Consider the following 14,739-nt stretch of genomic DNA (forward strand, 5'->3'; position numbering starts at 1 on the left):
AACTTTACCCCTCAAAACCGTCGTAGGCGCCGGGACGTTCGAGGATCGAATAGCCCTGTCGCAGATGTTGGATGGCCACCTGCACCGAGCGCACGAACATCAGCACGAAGCCCGCCAGCACGGCGTAATAGACGTAGTCCTTGGGCAGATTGATCGTGGTCATCGACTCGTCGCCGATGATCTGGATGTAGACCCAGACCAGCTTGATGGCGTAGCCGAAGAAGGCGATCCGGATCAGGTCGATCGCGGTCGACAGCGCGCGCGCCACGACATGCGGCAGATAGCGGTAGATCAGATCGACCTGGATGTGTCGTGAAAGCCGTACGCACATCGAGGAGCCGATGAAGACCACGCCGATCAGGCAGTAGGTCGCGATCTCCTCGGTCCATGCATAGCTGTCGTTGAGGACGTAGCGGGTGAAGAACTGGAGGAAGACGGCAAGCGCCATCACCCAGAAGATCACCAGCGCCACCCAGTCCTCGAAAGCGTAGACGCCGAGATCGACCTTCGGCACCGCCTCTTCCTCGAAGGTGTGGGCGATCTCGTCCCCGGTGATCTGCCGGTGTATTTCGGCGGTGGACATGGGCGTACTCCTCAACCTCTTAATCGTCATTCCGGGGTGACTCGAAGAGCCGAACCCGGAACGACGACTTAGTTCTACGAACTCCGCTCCTCATCCTGAGGAGCTTGCGAAGCAAGCGTCTCGAAGGATGGCCTCGGGCGACGCCTGAGCGACATCCGGGCCTTCATGGTTCGCCCGGCGATGCGAAGCATCGTCCGGAGCGCGCTTCGCACTTCTCACCATGAGGGTCTCAGTTATTTCACCGCCTGAATGCGTTCCCAGTCGGCCTTGCGATAACCGAAGGTCTCGAACGCAACGTTCTTCAGCACGATGTCGCGGAACTCGTTCTTGTCGACCTCGGTCACGGTCAGTCCCTTCTCCTTGAAGAAGGAAACCAGCTTGGCCTCGTTCTGCTTGATCTCAGCGGTCGCTTTCGCAGCCGCCTCCTGGGCGACGTCGGTGAAGATCTTCTTGTCCTCGTCGCTCAGCTTCTTCCAGAGCGCGCCCGCAACAACCGTGTTGAGGTGGTCGACGATGTGGCCGGTCAGCACGATGTGCTTCTGCACTTCGTAGAACTTCTTGGCCTCGATCGTGGTCAGCGGGTTCTCCTGCGCCTCGACGGTGCCGTTCTGGAGCGCGAGATAGACTTCGGCGAACGCGATCGGCGCGGTGTTGGCGCCGCAAGCGCGCGGCATGGCGAGATAGGCCGGAACGTCGGGCACGCGCATCTTGAGACCCTTGAGGTCGGCGCAGGTCTTGATCGGCTTGTTCGACGAGGTCTGGCGCACGCCGTAATAGGTCACCGCGACGATGTGGTGGCCGCTCTTGTCCTCATAGCCCTTGGCGAGCTCCTTGAAGATGTCGCTCTTGGTGTAGGCAAGGAGATGGTCGGCGTCGCGGAAGGTGTAGGGATAGTAGGTCACGCCGATCGGCGGGAAGCTCTTGGCCGCGAAGCTCGAGCCGGAGATGATGATGTCGACCGAGCCGAGCGAGAGGCCCTGGTTGATGTCGGCTTCCTTGCCGAGCTGCGACGCCGGATAAACGTCGACGGTATAGCGCCCGTTGGTGCGCTTGCCGATTTCCTGCGCGGCCCAGACCGAGGCGGTGTGGAACGGCTCCGAGGTCTCGTAGACATGGGCCCATTTGAGCTTGGTCTGCGCCATGCCGGGATTGGTCGCCGCGAACATCGCCGCGACCGAAGTCGCCAGCACCATCGTCATCTTCTTCAACACTGACTTATCCTCCACTGACTAAAATCTGCTTCTTGTTTGCCCGTCCTGAAACCGGGACGAGCCGCCCAATCTCATCGTCGCCGCACGCTGCCGCTTTTGGCCTGCGTCTTCGCGCGTTTTGGTTTTGCCGGTTTCGCCGGCGTGCGCGCGACCCGGCCCCGCTCCGCGGGCGATCCCGCGGCGGTCTCGGCGCCAAAGTTCTGCGCAAAGCGCTCCTGCGAGCGCGCCAGATGCTTGCGCATGGCCTCGCGCGCGGCGTCCGGATCACGCGCCGCAATCGCGTCACGGACGGCGCAATGCTCGTCGAGCGCGGTGCGCCAGGTGCCTGGGCTCTCGAAGTAATGCGCAAGCTGCGCGAAATAGGGATTGAGGCGCTGGTCGAACAGCTCGCCGACCACGCGCACCAGCACGGCATTGCCGAGACTGCCGGCGATCGCGACGTGGAAGGCACGGTCGTGCACCATCGAGGCCTCGCCGGGATGCTCGACATTCTCCATGGCGACAAGCGACGCATTGATGCGGGCGATATCGTCCTTGGTCGCCACGCGCGCGGCCTGCTCGGCGATCGCGCTTTCCAGGAATTCGCGGGCGCGCAAGAGCTCGAACGGGCCTTCGATGCCGGCGGCCGGAAGCGCAGGCGCGGCGTCCGCTGGCTCGGTCACATAGATGCCGGAGCCGACGCGAATGCGGACGCGGCCCTCGACCTCGAGCGCGATCAGGGCTTCGCGCACCGTCGGCCGCGAGATCCTGAGCTGCTCGGCGAGTTCGCGCTCGGTCGGCAAGCGGCTGCCGACCGCGTACTCGCCGCTGTCGATCAGGCTTCGCAATTGATCGGCGACCTGGCGATAAAGCCGTCTCGCCTCCACAGCTTCCAGCGGCACGCTGGTCCTCCCGGAAAGGGTCTCGCCGGGAAGCATCGCGTCCCGGCGGCCCGCCAATTTTGGAAAATTGGTCTTACCAATTGACCGAAGCATTGACCGAGGACAGGCGCCATGTCAAGCAGCGGCCAAACACAGGGAGAGACGACCATGCGCCATAGTTCAACGCGTCTTGGCCGCGCCAATCTCGACCGGCTGCCGCCCGCCATCCGCCGGCCGGCCTATGACCGCTCGCGCGTTACGCCCGGCATCGTGCATCTGGGCCTGGGCGCATTTCATCGCGCGCACCAAGCCGTCGTCATCGACGACTGCCTTGCCGCAGGCAGCTCCTCCTGGGGTATCGTCGGCGCGAGCCTGCGCAGCCCGGATACGCGCGACGCCCTCGCCCCGCAGGATCATCTCTACACTGTCGCCGTACGTGCCGCCGAAGGCACCGAACACCGCGTCATCGGCGCGCTGCTCGACAGCGTCGTCGCGCGCGAGAAGCCGGCAGCACTGGTCGATCGGATGGCCGATCCCGCCATTCGCATCGTCTCGCTGACGGTCACCGAAAAGGGCTATTGCCACACGCCGCAGACCGGCGATCTCGACGAGCGGCATCCGGATGTCGTGCACGATCTCAACAATTTTGACGCGCCGCGCTCGGCGCCCGGCTTCATCGTGGCCGCACTGGCGCGCCGGCGTGCACAGGGGCTGGCGCCCTTCACCGTGCTGTGCTGCGACAATCTCGCCGCCAACGGCCACACCGTGCAGCGGATCGTGACGCAGTTCGCCGCGCTCCGCTCGAAGGACCTCGGCAAATGGATCGCCGATAGTACTGCCTTCCCGTCGACCATGGTCGACCGCATCGTGCCGGAGACGACGGACGCCGACCGGGATGCGATCTCGAACGCGCTCGGCATGCGCGACGCCTGGCCTGTGATGACCGAGCCGTTCACGCAATGGGTGGTCGAGGACCGCTTCACGGCGGGGCGGCCCGATTTCGCCGCCGCCGGTGTCGAGCTCGTCACCGACGTCAAGCCGTTCGAGCTGATGAAGCTGCGGCTGCTCAACGCCAGCCATTCGGCGCTGGCCTATCTCGGGTATCTCGCGGGCTACGAGACCATCGCCGACACCATGCTGGATCCGCATTTCGCCCGTCTCGCCGCGCAAGTGATGGAAGAGGCCGCGGTGACGCTGACGATGCCGGCTGGCACCGATCTCGCCGCCTATCGCGCCTCGCTGCTCAAGCGCTTCGCCAATCCGGCGCTGCATCACCGCACCTGGCAGATCGCGATGGACGGCTCGCAAAAGCTTCCGCAGCGCCTGCTCGGCGCGATGCAGGATCGCCTGCGCAACAACCTGCCGATCGCGACGCATGCGCTCGCGGTGGCCGGCTGGATGCGTTACGTCACCGCACGCGACGAGCAGGGCCGCGCCATCGACGTTCGCGATCCGCTCGCCGCCGAGTTCGCCGCGCTGGCGCGCGAGGCGGGTCCCGTCGCCGACCGGCTCGCGCCCGCATTGCTCGGGGTCGAGAAAGTGTTCGGACCACTGGGCACTGAGCCGCGCCTGCGCGAGGCCGTGACCACGGCGCTCGGCCGTCTTTATAAGGACGGCGCGCGGCGGGCCGTGGAGACACTTGTCTCGGCGTGACCACAAAGCAGGCAATGCTGCACTGCGGTCCAAATCGAACGCAAAGTCGGACGGAAGTCGCGCTTGATTTTTGCCTGCCATTGCCCCACCCGAGAGGCATGGCAAAGGACAATAAGGTCATCGCCGCGAACGCGGCCTTCTACGCCGCCTTTTCAACGGGCGACTTCGACGGAATGGAGCGGATGTGGGCGGATGACGACGCCATTTCCTGCATCCATCCCGGCTGGCCGGCCATCATCGGCCGGGCCACGGTGATCGGCAGCTGGCGCGACATCCTGCAGAATCCGGAGCGGCCGCAGATCGTCTGCGCCGAACCGCAGGCGATCGTCGACGGCGACAGCGCGCGCGTGCTCTGCATCGAGATCGTCGACGGCACCGCTTTGGCCGCTGCCAACCATTTTCGGCGTGTCGGCGACGGCTGGCGGCTGGTGCACCACCAGTCGAGCCCAATCGCGCAGATTGTCGAGCAGGCTGAAGACGATAGAACGAGCCACCGCGTCCACTGACCGCGGCGGGCCGGCCGACGCCTTCTACTGTGCATGGGGTTGTTTTTCAGTTTTTTGTTTTGAGCCCCCGAGTTCCGACAAATCGTCCAGCACGACCTGCGCCGCACTGAAATCATCGTCCCGAAAGAACATGCTTCTGGTGATGAGCACCGGAATGTTCGCCCGCGAGGCCGCGATCAGACCGTTGCGGGAATCCTCGATCGCGACGCAGTCGGCTGCGCCCAGCTTCAGCCGCGCCAGGGTTTCCAGATAGACATCCGGCGCCGGCTTCTTGTGGCGGACATCGTCGCCGGCGACGACCGCATCAAAATCCGCCGCCCAGCGCGTTCCCAGCGCCTGCGACAGCAGCGCATCGATATTGCCGTGCGAGGTGGTGGTCGCGATCGCAAGCCGCTGGCCGCGGGCCTTCGCGGCAGTGAGAAGATCCGCCACGCCGGGCCTCAAGGGGCAGCAGCCAGTTTCGATCAGCTCGGCGTAATGCGCGGTCTTGATGCGGTGAAGGGCTGCGATATCGGCATCCGGCAATGGCGGCGCGACCTGCAGCCTCGCGTGAAAGGCGCGCATGCGCTCCTTGCCGCCCGTGACACGCAGCAGCTCCTCGTAGACGGCCCGGTCCCACTGCCAGTCGAGACCGTGGCGAACGAAGGCGTGGTTGAAGGCCTGCCGATGCAGCTCCTCGGTTTCGGCCAGCGTACCGTCGACATCGAAGATCAGCGCGGCGGCGCGCCCGATCAACTCCGCGGCACCGCATGGCACTGCGGCCGGCGCTTCTGCCTGCATGACCGACGCCTCCCTCCTGACAAGCGAGCATCGCCTGCCCTGGTGGCCGAGTAAAATTGCAATATCTTTTGCCGGACCCAAAAATCCCTTATGAGCGAACGGCGCGCAGCTCGCGCGAGCGGAACTCCAGCACGGCAGACGCATGCGGCTCTTCATCCTCGGCCTCGGCTACAGTGCCCGGCATTTCGTCGGCCAATTCGGCGGCGCCTTCTCGCATATCGCCGGCACCGTGCGCGATCCCGGCAAGCGAAACGACCTTGCCGGCATCGAGATGCACGCCTTTTCCGGCAGCAGTCCGGCCCGCGAGGTGGTCGAGCGAGTCCGCGACGCCGATGTCCTTCTCATATCGATCCCGCCCGGCAGCGCGGGCGACCCCGCAGTTACGGCCTTTGGCGACGCGCTCGCGGGCCGGCGGCGGCAGATCGTCTATCTCTCCACCATCGGCGTCTATGGCGATCACGCAGGCCGCTGGGTGGACGAGAGCACGCCGCCGCAGGCCACCCTCGACCGCACGCGAACGCGCGTTGCGGCGGAGCAAGCCTGGACCGCCGCGGCGCGCGGCGACGTCGCGATCCTGCGGCTTGCGGGCATCTACGGGCCCGGCCGCAACGCGCTGATGACGCTGCGGGCGGGGACGGCCCGGCGCATCGTCAAGCCGGGACAGGTCTTCAACCGCATCCACGCCGACGACATCGCGAGCGCGATCATGGCCGCGGTGAAGCACGGTGACGGCGGCACCTGGAACGTCTGCGACGACGAGCCGGCGCCGCCGCAGGATGTGATCGCTTATGCGGCGAAGCTGATGGACCTTGCGCCGCCGCCCGAAGAGCCGTTCGAGACTGCCGAGATGTCGGCGATGGCCCGCAGCTTCTATGCCAGCAGTGCCCGTGTCTCCAACGCGAAACTGAAGCACGAGCTCGGTGTCACGCTTGCCCATCCGACCTATCGGCATGGCCTGGATGCGTTGTGGCGCACCGGGCAAGGGCGATAGGTTCCGGTTATCTCCAACGCGTCCCAGACATGCCCCGCCCGCGGTTGACTTCGCTCTGGCGCAGCCGTGATCAAAGCGCTCGGCTAGCCACCTCAGAACGAGCTGTGTGGCAGGCATGAAGGACGCAACCTTCCACCCGAGCGACGCACAGCGCCCTCGCCTCGCCCACGCGTTTGCCAACGATCCGCTGACCGGCAAGCCGCAAGCCGTCAAGCTGCTTCAAGCTGCATCGAATCTGGCGTCAGCTCAACACGCCGTACTTCTTGAACCAGGCCTGAGCCTGCTTCCAGGCATCTTCCGCCGCATCCTTGCGATAGCTGCCGCGATAGTCGGCATGGAAGCCGTGCGGCGCCTGCGGATAGATCTTGAATTCGGCGATCTTCTTGTCCTGCTCGAGCGTCGCCTTGAACTGCTCGACCTGGGCCACGGGAATGCCGGTATCGGCGCCGCCATAGAGGCCGAGCACCGGCGCCTTCATCTCGGGGGCGAGCTGAAGCGGGCTCTTCGGCCACACCGGATTGGCGGGATCGACCGGCGCACCGTAGAACGCGACACCAGCCTTGAGGGTGCCACTATGGGCGGCGTATTCCCAGACATTGCGGCCCCCCCGGCAGAAGCCGATGATGCCGAGCTTCGTGGTGTCGTCGCCTTGCGATCCCGCCCACGCCACCGTCGCATCGAGATCGGACAGCAGCTCGGCGTCCGGCTTGGCATTGACGACCGGCAGCAGATCCTTGATGTCGGTGACCTTGGTGAGATCGACACCCTTGCGGAAGTAATAGTCGGGCGCGACCGCGAATGCGCCGAGCTTGGCGAGGCGCCGTGTCACGTCCTTGATGTATTCGTGCAGGCCGAAAATCTCCATCGCCACGATGATCACCGGCGCCTTGGTGTTGCCGGCCGGGCGAGCGAAATAGGCAGGCATCTCTTCGGACCCGACCTTGATCCTGGCGTCGCCAGCCTGGAGGCCGCCGGTATCTGTCGTGATGATTTCGGCACGGACCGGACCGGCCGCAAGCGTGTAGCCGGCAGCGACGGCCGCGGTGGCGCTCATGAATCCGCGGCGCGAGACCGGGCGACTTTCGTCAGCCCGACGACGTCGGATGTCATGGTGGTTTCGAAGCTCATCGGTCGATCCTTCCTGATGCTTGGCCCTGATTCCTCAGGCGGCGCATTCGCCGATAATTGCCGGCGAAACGCAAATCACCAGCCTGCGAGCATGTCCGCGTTCAGGCCAGGCCCTGACGTTTTTTCACCGGCGCCGTTTCGGGCATCAGGCTCATTGCGACAAGTCCGACGATCGCCGCAAGCAGGAGGTACCAGGCCGGTGCCAGCGGATTGCCGGTGACGTGGAGGAGCCAGGTGACCACGAGCTGCGCCGTACCTCCGAAGCTCGCGATCGCCACCGCGTAGACGGTCGCGAACACGCCTCCGCGGATGTTCTGGGGCAGCGCTTCGGTGAAGGTCGCATAGAACGCGGTGAACGGCAGCGAGCCGATGATCGACAGCACGCCGAAGCCGATCAGGAGCGACAGCGCGCCCGGTGCATGGACGATCCACAGGAAGGTCGGATAGGTGAGCAGGAGGGTTGCGAGCTGCGGCCAGATCATGATCGGCTTGCGGCCGAGACGATCGGCGAGCCATCCGCCGACCAGTGCGCCGACGAACTGAATGCCGTTGCTGACGAGCGACACGGCGAAAGCCAGTGTCGACGACACGTGCAGGGTATTCTGCGCATAGGTCGTCATATATTGCGTGACATAGGTCGAGATCGTGCCGCTGGCCAGGATCATCAAGGCCAGCGCGATGACGCCGAGGTGACGCCGGGCCTGCGAGAGGTGACCCGTGCGCTCTTTCGCTGCGACACCGGCATCGGCATGCGGAATCGTCTCGGGCAGTGTCCGCCGCATCCAGAACCCAAACGGCAGGCAGACGGCCCCGATCAGGAACGCCACCCGCCAGCCGTAGGAGTCCAGCATCTCCGGCGCCATGGTCGTGCTCAGGATGACGCCGACCAGCGCGCCGGCGGTCGCCGCAATCTCCTGGCTCGCCGGCTGCCATGCCACGACCAGCGCCCGATGCTCGGGCGGGGCAATCTCGAGAAGATAGGCGGTGGTCGGTCCGACCTCGCCGCCGAGGGCGAAGCCCTGCACCATGCGCGCCGCAATCACGATGATGGGCGCGGCGACGCCGATCATGCGATAGGACGGCGTGAGCGCGATGGTCAGGATAGCAGCTCCCATCAACGCAAAGCTCAGCAGCATGGCGGGCCGCCGGCCGATCCGGTCGGAATAGATGCCGAGCACGATCCCGCCGATCGGCCGCGTCACGAAGCCGGCCCCGAACGTCGCCAGCGACAGCATCAGGCTGCCGTACTCGCTTCCGGTCGGGAAGAAGGTATGGCCGATCTGGATGGCGAAGAAGCTGTAGGTAATGAAATCGTAGAATTCGAGCATGTTGCCGATGGTGGCTGCGAATGCTGCTCGTTTGACGTTGAACGGCGCCGCTTGCTCAATTCCCAACGACACTTTGACTCCCTGGATTCGCTCGTTTGCCGGACTTAACCGTCTGGCTGCATTGCGTCGCAACATCCATTAACCGAAAGAGAGGGTTCTCTTCCGGCCAGCCACATCGCCAGGCGTTGCCGGTGATGCGCCCTTTTGCGTATTCGAAACTCCAGGCCGCAACAAATGGGCTTCGCAGTGGCGACAATGACACATCATGTTGCTCAGGCGTCGCACATCACCGTCAATTCACGCGCAAGCTCTCGTGATTTGATTGAAATTTTCAGAAGAGTTGAGCCGTGCGATTTACTCGAACTTTCTGTGTGACGCTCTAGTTCCACGGCCGGAAGTTCCATCTGCACAACGGATGCAACTTCCCGAGCGCGGTCCCTCCATCCGGCAACGGACGAAGAATCGCCCGAGAACTTTCATTCTCGTCCACCCAGATTGCGCTACCAAAGGCTCAATTGAATAAAGCTTGTCCGACCTGGAACTGAAATGATTTTAGCTCGCGAAGCGATTGAATTGCTGGGACAGATGGCCCGCATCCTGTGGTTCGAAGGCACCAAGCATGGCTTGCGCGACCGCGAATGGATGGCCCTGCGCTTTCTGTCCCGCGCCAACCGTTTCTCGCGAACGCCCTCGGCGCTCGCGAGCTACGTCGGCACCACCCGCGGCACCGCCTCTTTCATCATCGGCGAGCTCGAGCGGCTCGGATATCTGGAGCGAAAGCGCTCCGCGACGGACAAGCGATCGGTGACGCTGAGCGTGACGCAGCAGGGCAAGAAGTTCCTGGTGCGCGACCCCATCAGCGTTCTCCTCGAGCCGATCGCCGTCCTCGACGACGAGGCCAAGATCCGCTTTCGCGACACGCTCCGGCACGTGCTCGATCAGGCGGACGCGGCCGAGCAGCGGCACCATACCGACGTCTGCAAGCGATGCATCTTCCTGCGCGAGGATCGCACCGCCACGGACGGCAAGCCCGGCGCCGCCGAGTTCAGCTGCCGCCTGTTTCGCGCGCCGATCGCGGAGCCGGAGATCGATCTGCTATGCACCAGCTTCGAGCATCATCGCCAATAGGAGGCGGCCCTCGATCACGGCGTCGCCTTGCGTGACGAGTAGATGACGCCACCGCTGGACTCCACGACCAGACGGCCGTTCTCATTCTTGATCTCTTCGATGCGGCCAAGCCCGGGTACCTGCTGTCCAAGCACGGCCTCGATGACGCCGTTCGGACCTTGCAGGATCGCAATTCCCTCATAGGCCTGGCGGACCGACCAGCCCTTGACCACCTTGCGCGGCGCCGACGGAGGAACCGAACCCGTGATCTCGGGCGCGGCAACCGAGGCCATCATCGGCATCGTCTGCGAGGGCGGCTGCGAGGCAACGGCCGCCGGTGCCGGCGCCTGGGCCTGAGCCTGGGCGAGCTTGTCCAGCTTCACCGTCGAGGACGAGCTCACCCGCTCGATACGGTCCAGATTCTCGGCGAACCTGCCGAAGCGATCGTTGGTCGCCTTGCTCGACTGATCGACCGCGGTGCGCAGGCCGTCGAGATTTTCGGACACGCCCGACACCTGCTTGCGCAGCAGCGCGACAGTCTCGCGCAGATTCCTGATCTCCGTATTGGCGGCAACGTTGCTTTGGGCGGGCTGCGTGGTGAGATAGGCGATCACGCCGGTGCAGGCACAGACCACCAGGATCGCAGCGACCGCCAATGTTGCGAGCGGCGCGACCCATGTCGGACGCGGCGGCGGCGGCTTGGCCACGATCACGGCCGGCTTCATCACGGTCGGCGCAGGCTTCGGTATCGCCATCTTGTCGAGGCGCGCCTTGGCGCGAATGCGCTTCAGGCCCTCGAGCGCCTCTTTCGCCAGAGTCTCGTCGTTCGCCGCAGCCGACACACGCTTCGCGCTTGCAGCGGGCTTGGCCGTCTGTGCCGTGTTTGTATCGCGCGCATCCGGAGCCGGCTTCGCCGCCGCGGAAACATCAGCGGTCGCGTTGGGACGAGCTTGTCCATCGGACAACATGTGAAAATGCTCCGTTCGGTTCGATCTATCGAACGGTGAAGTTATTTGCCGAAGCTTGCCTGAAACGTGCGCAGCGAAAACTTTTCATCGCGCCCGATGCGACGTCGCATGAGTCAAAAGCGTCATGGACGTGGCGAGAGTGCGACTCGAAAGACACACACTCGCCAAGATTTCGCCAAGCTGGAGTCGTCGCGCCATACATGAGTCGAATTGTCGCATGGGGAAACACCAGCAGGAGAGTCAATCCCGGGTTGAAAACCCCACTATGCGCATGACCCGCAGCACCGCGCAAAACAGCTGTGATTACGCGGGGATGCGGAACTTTAGAAACGCTACGGTGCAAAACTAGTTCGATTACCAAATCAACTGATGCGATCGAACATACAAAGAAACAACCAGAAACGAATCAACAGCATCAAACACGCATAGCAACCGCTTTGCTGCGCGCGCTTGATCGGAAATCGGCAATTGTTACGGTCCTACTCAAGTGATTCTCGCCAGTTGGCGAGGAGATCGACACGGTTCAGGTGCGTTCGGACGCAATCGGCAAGTTGGCGCAACTGTTCTAGGTCTGTCTCAATCCGCTCCGCGAGGTGATCCGTAAGACACCCGCCGAGCCTCACGCAGTAAGCGTTCAGTATCGAGTCGAAGTAGCAGGCCTGCACACGCAGGCACTGAATGCGTAGGGCTGCCCGCGAATATCGAAACCATAATAACGGTTCGCGGGATGGAAATATCGTCAAACAGCATGGTTGCCGAGCCGGGCATCACAACAACCATCCGGCCGCAACAAGTGCGAAACAGGGGCGAAAGACTAATGTATATTATCGTTGATGATCGCGAGAGCGTCACGAACAGCTACGTTGGAGGGCTCGTTCGCGAAGGTGTATCGTCGATCGGCTTCTCCTCCGGAGAATTCTGGGACTGGCTACAATCTGCGAGCGAACCGGATCTGGCGGCGGTCGACGCCTTTCTCCTCGGGGACTGCGATGCCCGCGGAAGCCTGCCGCGGGCGATGCGCAAGCGCTCCTCGGCGCCCATCATCGCCATGAGCGGCCAGAAGATGCTCAAGAACACGCTTGAGCTGTTCGAATCGGGCGTCGACGACGTCGTCCATGTACCGATTCACCTGCGCGAGATCCTCGCCCGAACGGCCGCAATCGCGCGCCGCCGGGTGGGCGAGCTACCGAGGCCCTGCGAGACCAGGATCCAGGTCTTCTTCAACGGACGTGACCCCGAGATCGCGGGCCACGCTCTCACCCTGCCCCGCCGCGAGCTGCGCATTCTCGAATATATGGTCAGCAACCACGGCAAGTGGATCACCAAGACGCAGATCTTCAACGCGGTCGACGGCATCTTCGAGTCGACCTTCGACGAGAGCGTGATCGAGAGCCACGTCAGCAAGCTGCGCAAGAAACTCCGCGACCGCCTCGGCTTCGACGCGATCGTGGCCCGGCGCTACGTCGGATACCGCCTCAACATCCCTGCCGGCGAGACCATCGACGTGCCGATGCAGGAACTCGACGAGGTCGGCATCCTCCTGAACAGGGCACATGCCGCCCCGGCGGCGTACCCGGCCGGAAACTAACGCGGCAGGGCACCGCCACGAAAACGACAACGGCCTCTGCGGAGTACCCTTCGCAGAGGCCGTTGCACTTTCAGCGGCAGGGATGGCGGAACAACGGCCTCGCGATGCTGGCGCCGCGACAGTTACGGCTTCTGCTGGAATTCTTCCTTCGAAACATAGTTGAAGTCCTCGACCAGGACGTCCTGGACGACGTCGGCCTGCATCCGCTCGTTGACGCGCTGCTTGATGGCCGTCGTGAGGATGGAAAGGTCGTAACGGGCGAGCTTCCTGAAATCGAGGCGGTCGTCGGCATAGATCCTGCGGAAGGCCTCGTCGACGACGAACGGCTCCGGCGGGACGTTGAGCTGGTGCATGATCCGCGCCTCAACGGTGTAGACGAAGCGCGCCACGATGTAGCCCTGCACGCTGCCGCCCTCGACCATTGGCACGCTCAGCGCCCGCGTCTTCTGGTATTGAAGGCCGTCGAGATATTCGTCCTTCGCCGGCAGCAGGCTGCCATTTTCCTTCCAATAGGCCACGGCATAGCTCGTGCCCGCGGTGAGGATGCATACCCAGAGCCCGGCCAGCACGAGTCTGATCATTTTCCGTCCTGTGCTGTGCGGCCGGTATAGGTGCCGTCCGACTCGGCTTCCTTGATCGCCTTGACGATGATGGCCGCGACCTCGCGCACTGCATCGTAATGCATTTCGAGGATGGAACGGTTTCGCTCGAGCTTCTCGCGCAACCGCTGGATCTCCTCGGTGATCTCGACCTCGTTGCCGAGATGCATCCGTGCCCGCATCAAGCGGACGAATTCGAGCATGCTCCGGCTCTTCCGGGCACTGAAGTCGTCGAAATCGATCTTCTTGCCCGTCGAGAGCGCGACCGTCTCCTCCTCGACGATGTTCTCGAGCCGGCGGATCGCAGACAGCAGGCCACGCACCTCGTCCGATCTCGCCGCGTCGGTGCCGTCGTTCACCACGTCACCGCCGAGATTCGGCAGCAGCGCAGGCAAGAACGCATCGCCTTCTGCCGCTTCCAGCGTCATCGCCTCGGCGTCCACGACCGGCTGCTCCACCACCAGGACCGCCGCACCTTCTTGTGCTTGCATAGGAAATTCACCCCTCAACTTCTGTCACCCATTCCCGGATCATGATCCGGTCTTTTCCGTAACGCCGGGCCCCGCCGGTTGCGCAGCGGCGAGTTGCTTGGCAATGCCAATGCCCTTGCCCTTTGCCAGCTGAGCACCAAGCTGCTCCGCCAGCATCGACTTCCAGACGCCGCCGGCCGTGCCCTTGCCGAAGACTTCCTCCGACTCCTTCGGCAGCATCGTCTCGACGAAGGTCTGGAGAATGAACGCCTCGAACTTCCGGTACACCTCGCCGGATGCGGGCGCCTTGATCACCCGCACCGGCGGCCCGTTCACCGCACCCGGCTGCTGCGCTTCGGCAGCCTGCGCCGCCGATTGATCGGCATTCGCCGCCTTGGCCTTGCCGACCTCCGCGTCCATGGTGGCGGCGAAATCGGCGTCCGACGATTTCAGTGCATCGAGCTTCGCGGTCGCCGCCCGCTGCGTCACGGGGTCGGCGGCATCGAGGACATCGAGAACGAGGTCGGGCGTCGCTGTCACGATCATGTCTTGTTCCGGCTGGCTGGCCGTGGCGTCCAGTCACGCACGGCGGGGCTTATTCCCGTCATCTCTTCGAGCGAGCGCGCCTCCGCGTCGCGAAGCTTGTCTGCGAGCGCGGCCTTCGCGACCTGCTCGAGCTGCTTGACACGGCGAGTGTCCGCGCGGACCTGGTCGAGCTGCTGTGACGCCTGCGCCTGGACCGCGCGCGCACCGGCGCTCGTCCTGTTCAGGCGCCGCGCGATTGAGTCGCTCGACGAGCCCGCCGGCGGCTTGCCCTCGTTGAGGGTTCCTACCAGCCATTCCTGCTCGTCCTGCAAGCTGCGCTCCTGCTGCCGCAGATGCGCAAGCTGCCATTCGGACAGCCGGAGCTGAAGCTTCACGAGCGAGACCATCCGGCCGAGCTTGTCCGCGCGCGACGTCATGACCA

15 protein-coding genes and 1 pseudogene are annotated in these 14,739 nt (G+C 64.1%); 5 read left to right on the forward strand and 11 right to left on the reverse strand.

Annotation, left to right across the window (positions count from 1 at the left end):
- Window positions 1–4: 4 nt before the first annotated feature.
- The 3 genes from J4G43_RS41975 to J4G43_RS41985 all read right to left on the reverse strand — a co-directional run bounded on the left by J4G43_RS41975 (window position 5) and on the right by J4G43_RS41985 (window position 2,675).
- On the reverse strand, window positions 5–583 hold the full coding sequence (locus tag J4G43_RS41975; protein ID WP_208088481.1) for a TRAP transporter small permease: 579 nt from the start codon (window positions 581–583) through the stop codon (window positions 5–7).
- A 233-nt stretch (window positions 584–816) separates the two neighbouring features.
- Entirely contained in the window at window positions 817–1,776 is a 960-nt protein-coding gene (locus J4G43_RS41980) for a sialic acid TRAP transporter substrate-binding protein SiaP (protein ID WP_071917185.1), read from the reverse strand.
- An 89-nt stretch (window positions 1,777–1,865) separates the two neighbouring features.
- Complete coding sequence (locus J4G43_RS41985) at window positions 1,866–2,675, reverse strand: FadR/GntR family transcriptional regulator (protein WP_208088482.1); 810 nt, start codon at window positions 2,673–2,675, stop codon at window positions 1,866–1,868.
- 147 nt (window positions 2,676–2,822) lie between these two features.
- Between J4G43_RS41985 and J4G43_RS41990 the strand changes: the two genes are divergently transcribed.
- On the forward strand, window positions 2,823–4,307 hold the full coding sequence (locus J4G43_RS41990) for a mannitol dehydrogenase family protein (RefSeq protein ID WP_208088483.1): 1,485 nt from the start codon (window positions 2,823–2,825) through the stop codon (window positions 4,305–4,307).
- Between the two features lie 98 nt (window positions 4,308–4,405).
- Window positions 4,406–4,813, forward strand: a complete 408-nt coding sequence (locus J4G43_RS41995; protein ID WP_208089555.1) for a nuclear transport factor 2 family protein — start codon at window positions 4,406–4,408, stop codon at window positions 4,811–4,813.
- Window positions 4,814–4,837: 24 nt separating this feature from the next.
- On the opposite strand, the gene J4G43_RS42000 is transcribed toward J4G43_RS41995, so the two are convergent.
- Entirely contained in the window at window positions 4,838–5,593 is a 756-nt protein-coding gene (locus tag J4G43_RS42000; RefSeq protein WP_208089554.1) for an HAD family hydrolase, read from the reverse strand.
- Window positions 5,594–5,735: 142 nt separating this feature from the next.
- On the opposite strand from J4G43_RS42000, the gene J4G43_RS42005 reads away from it, so the two are divergent.
- Window positions 5,736–6,584, forward strand: coding sequence for an NAD-dependent epimerase/dehydratase family protein (locus J4G43_RS42005; protein ID WP_208088484.1), 849 nt, complete (start codon window positions 5,736–5,738; stop codon window positions 6,582–6,584).
- A gap of 241 nt (window positions 6,585–6,825) precedes the next feature.
- Here J4G43_RS42005 and J4G43_RS42010 read toward each other — a convergent pair.
- Both J4G43_RS42010 and J4G43_RS42015 read right to left on the reverse strand, forming a co-directional pair.
- Window positions 6,826–7,712: pseudogene (locus tag J4G43_RS42010) on the reverse strand (dienelactone hydrolase family protein).
- Window positions 7,713–7,813: 101 nt separating this feature from the next.
- A complete protein-coding gene (locus J4G43_RS42015; protein ID WP_249814885.1) occupies window positions 7,814–9,040 on the reverse strand; it encodes an MFS transporter in 1,227 nt (408 codons plus the stop codon).
- A 546-nt stretch (window positions 9,041–9,586) separates the two neighbouring features.
- Here J4G43_RS42015 and J4G43_RS42020 point away from each other — a divergent pair.
- Window positions 9,587–10,168, forward strand: coding sequence for a MarR family winged helix-turn-helix transcriptional regulator (locus tag J4G43_RS42020; protein ID WP_208088486.1), 582 nt, complete (start codon window positions 9,587–9,589; stop codon window positions 10,166–10,168).
- Between the two features lie 14 nt (window positions 10,169–10,182).
- On the opposite strand, the gene J4G43_RS42025 is transcribed toward J4G43_RS42020, so the two are convergent.
- Window positions 10,183–11,115, reverse strand: a complete 933-nt coding sequence (locus J4G43_RS42025; RefSeq protein ID WP_208088487.1) for a hypothetical protein — start codon at window positions 11,113–11,115, stop codon at window positions 10,183–10,185.
- A gap of 817 nt (window positions 11,116–11,932) precedes the next feature.
- Here J4G43_RS42025 and J4G43_RS42030 point away from each other — a divergent pair.
- On the forward strand, window positions 11,933–12,703 hold the full coding sequence (locus J4G43_RS42030) for a response regulator transcription factor (RefSeq protein ID WP_208089557.1): 771 nt from the start codon (window positions 11,933–11,935) through the stop codon (window positions 12,701–12,703).
- Window positions 12,704–12,825: 122 nt separating this feature from the next.
- Here J4G43_RS42030 and J4G43_RS42035 read toward each other — a convergent pair whose 3' ends face one another.
- From J4G43_RS42035 to J4G43_RS42050, 4 genes are read right to left on the reverse strand one after another with little or no spacing between them, the layout of a single operon-like run.
- The gene (locus tag J4G43_RS42035) at window positions 12,826–13,284 is read right to left on the reverse strand and encodes a hypothetical protein (RefSeq protein ID WP_014492689.1); all 459 of its coding nucleotides are present in this window, start codon (window positions 13,282–13,284) and stop codon (window positions 12,826–12,828) included.
- Window positions 13,281–13,793 (reverse strand): hypothetical protein, encoded by a 513-nt coding sequence (locus J4G43_RS42040; RefSeq protein ID WP_063981320.1) that lies wholly within the window; start codon window positions 13,791–13,793, stop codon window positions 13,281–13,283. The genes J4G43_RS42035 and J4G43_RS42040 overlap by 4 nt, the downstream gene beginning before the upstream one ends.
- 39 nt (window positions 13,794–13,832) lie before the next feature.
- Window positions 13,833–14,318: a rod-binding protein gene (locus J4G43_RS42045; protein WP_063981319.1), complete on the reverse strand. Its 486-nt coding sequence runs from the start codon at window positions 14,316–14,318 to the stop codon at window positions 13,833–13,835.
- Window positions 14,315–14,734 carry a hypothetical protein gene (locus J4G43_RS42050; RefSeq protein ID WP_208088488.1) on the reverse strand — a complete coding sequence of 140 codons (420 nt, stop codon included), beginning with the start codon at window positions 14,732–14,734 and terminating at the stop codon, window positions 14,315–14,317. Before J4G43_RS42050 ends, J4G43_RS42045 begins: the two co-directional genes overlap by 4 nt.
- Window positions 14,735–14,739: the final 5 nt, after the last annotated feature.

Origin of the sequence: Bradyrhizobium barranii subsp. barranii, from assembly GCF_017565645.3 — a bacterium.
Classification (GTDB): Bacteria; Pseudomonadota; Alphaproteobacteria; order Rhizobiales; family Xanthobacteraceae; genus Bradyrhizobium; species Bradyrhizobium barranii.

What these genes read in the sequence shown, in the direction of transcription:
- J4G43_RS41975 (WP_208088481.1), bottom strand. Translation starts at nt 583, where the DNA reads ATGTCCACCGCCGAAATACACCGGCAGATCACCGGGGACGAGATCGCC.
- J4G43_RS41980 (WP_071917185.1), bottom strand. Translation starts at nt 1,776, where the DNA reads ATGGTGCTGGCGACTTCGGTCGCGGCGATGTTCGCGGCGACCAATCCC.
- J4G43_RS41990 (WP_208088483.1), top strand. Translation starts at nt 2,823, where the DNA reads ATGCGCCATAGTTCAACGCGTCTTGGCCGCGCCAATCTCGACCGGCTG.
- J4G43_RS41995 (WP_208089555.1), top strand. Translation starts at nt 4,406, where the DNA reads ATGGCAAAGGACAATAAGGTCATCGCCGCGAACGCGGCCTTCTACGCC.
- J4G43_RS42000 (WP_208089554.1), bottom strand. Translation starts at nt 5,593, where the DNA reads ATGCAGGCAGAAGCGCCGGCCGCAGTGCCATGCGGTGCCGCGGAGTTG.
- J4G43_RS42005 (WP_208088484.1), top strand. Translation starts at nt 5,736, where the DNA reads ATGCGGCTCTTCATCCTCGGCCTCGGCTACAGTGCCCGGCATTTCGTC.
- J4G43_RS42015 (WP_249814885.1), bottom strand. Translation starts at nt 9,040, where the DNA reads ATGCTCGAATTCTACGATTTCATTACCTACAGCTTCTTCGCCATCCAG.
- J4G43_RS42020 (WP_208088486.1), top strand. Translation starts at nt 9,587, where the DNA reads ATGATTTTAGCTCGCGAAGCGATTGAATTGCTGGGACAGATGGCCCGC.
- J4G43_RS42025 (WP_208088487.1), bottom strand. Translation starts at nt 11,115, where the DNA reads ATGTTGTCCGATGGACAAGCTCGTCCCAACGCGACCGCTGATGTTTCC.
- J4G43_RS42030 (WP_208089557.1), top strand. Translation starts at nt 11,933, where the DNA reads ATGTATATTATCGTTGATGATCGCGAGAGCGTCACGAACAGCTACGTT.
- J4G43_RS42035 (WP_014492689.1), bottom strand. Translation starts at nt 13,284, where the DNA reads ATGATCAGACTCGTGCTGGCCGGGCTCTGGGTATGCATCCTCACCGCG.
- J4G43_RS42040 (WP_063981320.1), bottom strand. Translation starts at nt 13,793, where the DNA reads ATGCAAGCACAAGAAGGTGCGGCGGTCCTGGTGGTGGAGCAGCCGGTC.
- J4G43_RS42045 (WP_063981319.1), bottom strand. Translation starts at nt 14,318, where the DNA reads ATGATCGTGACAGCGACGCCCGACCTCGTTCTCGATGTCCTCGATGCC.
- J4G43_RS42050 (WP_208088488.1), bottom strand. Translation starts at nt 14,734, where the DNA reads ATGACGTCGCGCGCGGACAAGCTCGGCCGGATGGTCTCGCTCGTGAAG.